The organism is Micromonospora sp. DT44, assembly GCF_049841635.1.
Classification (GTDB): domain Bacteria; phylum Actinomycetota; class Actinomycetes; order Mycobacteriales; family Micromonosporaceae; genus Micromonospora.
On the sequence record NZ_JBNCKS010000128.1, the window covers coordinates 1 to 1548 of the forward strand.

General features: G+C 63.2%; 3 protein-coding genes. All 3 read right to left on the reverse strand.

Annotation, left to right across the window (positions count from 1 at the left end; genetic code table 11):
- Positions 1 to 94: 94 nt before the first annotated feature.
- On the reverse strand, positions 95 to 943 hold the full coding sequence (locus ACLQ25_RS32545) for a zeta toxin family protein (RefSeq protein WP_425734561.1): 849 nt from the start codon (positions 941 to 943) through the stop codon (positions 95 to 97).
- Entirely contained in the window at positions 906 to 1100 is a 195-nt protein-coding gene (locus ACLQ25_RS32550) for a zeta toxin family protein (protein ID WP_425734562.1), read from the reverse strand. Before ACLQ25_RS32550 ends, ACLQ25_RS32545 begins: the two co-directional genes overlap by 38 nt.
- A gap of 22 nt (positions 1101 to 1122) precedes the next feature.
- Positions 1123 to 1548 (reverse strand): hypothetical protein (locus ACLQ25_RS32555; protein WP_425734563.1); only part of this gene is annotated, 426 nt, incomplete at its 5' end.

A 1548-nucleotide genomic window follows, 5' to 3' on the forward strand; every position in this document is an offset into this window, starting at 1 on the left:
CCGGACCTTCTCACGCCGGACCCGGGCTGCCGCGTTCATCCCACCACCAGCCGGATACCTCATACCTCAGGCCTACCAAACCCATCGACGTCGGTCACGCCGACACGCCGACGGACATCAGCCTTTCAACCTCTGTAATCACTTGCGCTGCTTGGGCCATGGACTCGGTCCCTATTTTGGGTACAGATGGCGGTGTCGGGTGATTAACTGAGACTGAGGATGGCGCTTCGGCGAATTCACGTTCTGGTGCGTCCGGGGTTGCTGCCGGAATCCGCAGTGATGCGAGGTTGCGGTCTCCGCCGGTAATCGTGGCGAGTTGGGGCCGGAGCTCGTCCGCTAGGCGGGTTCTGAGGCTGGCCGCTGTGGTGCGAAACGCCTTGGCCTCGGACTCGGTCCATGGTCGAGCCCGTTCGGTCTCAATGGCCTGCCGGCTGGGGCGGCCGGCGGTCCACTGTCCGTTGACGAGACGGTTGGTGTGTAGGCACTGGCCGTCACGGTCATATACATGCACCGCACCGACTAGGCGATGCTGCTCAAGGTGGTCGGCGGCGTCGAGAACACCGGTGTAAGCACGGTTCCGGACGTCAGGCGGAACGTAACGGCCGTATCCGTCGCGGTCACGCTGATCCTGGTATCGGGCGAGCACACCCAGTTCGCTAAGGTTGCGATCGACCGCGACGCCTGCTACCTCGACACCGAATTTGGGCCGGGGGAACTGGCGGACCATCCACTCGGCTGCGGACGGCTTCGAGAAGGTAGCACTGACCACTGTGTCGATGCCGTGTTCGGCGACGTGCGCGATGCACCAGTCGAGCCAGCGGGCGGCGTCGGGGTGGACTCGGGCCGCGGCGGTGAGGTCATCGTTGCGAGCATGGGTACTGTAATCCGGGTGGTACGGGCGTAGATCATCGATATCGAGGACGACAGCGTCCGTGCGGCCCATCGCGGGTCAGCAACTGCTGTTGCGTCCGGGACTTGCCGGCCCCAGGCTGACCGACGACGAACACCACGACCGGCTTGTCACGCCGCGCAGCGCCGTCGAGCAGATCCGGAACGATCTGCTCGTCGAAGATCCGCCGCGCTGTGACTATGTCGAGCACGACTCATGCGACCCTAGAAGACTCATCGACCGTCGATGCTTGCAAGGAGCGTCGGATACTCGGCCAAGACCAACGCGATCGTGGAAGTATCTTCGGGCCTAAGCGTCCGCAGCAGCCGGGCGTGGCGGTGCTGTTCTGCCCGCAGCGCTTCATACTCGGCCGGGTCAGCAGCGGCTAGGCGTGCGCTGTAGGCGGCGACTACCGACCGTATCGTTTCGCGAGCCTGGTCATAAAGACTCATCTGAGCTTCGCTCCAGCCAGCCTTTCGCTCCGGCGTACCCATCACATCTCTTCTCTGCTTGCCGACACCAACTATCGCGTAACAACGAGCCGACCTAGGTTTGAGTTCAACACCGAGGTCGATCTCGTAAACGGTCCATTGAGGTGATCTCAGCAAGATTCGGCGGCCGAGTGGGGATGACACGGGCGTAACGTCCATACCGGACGG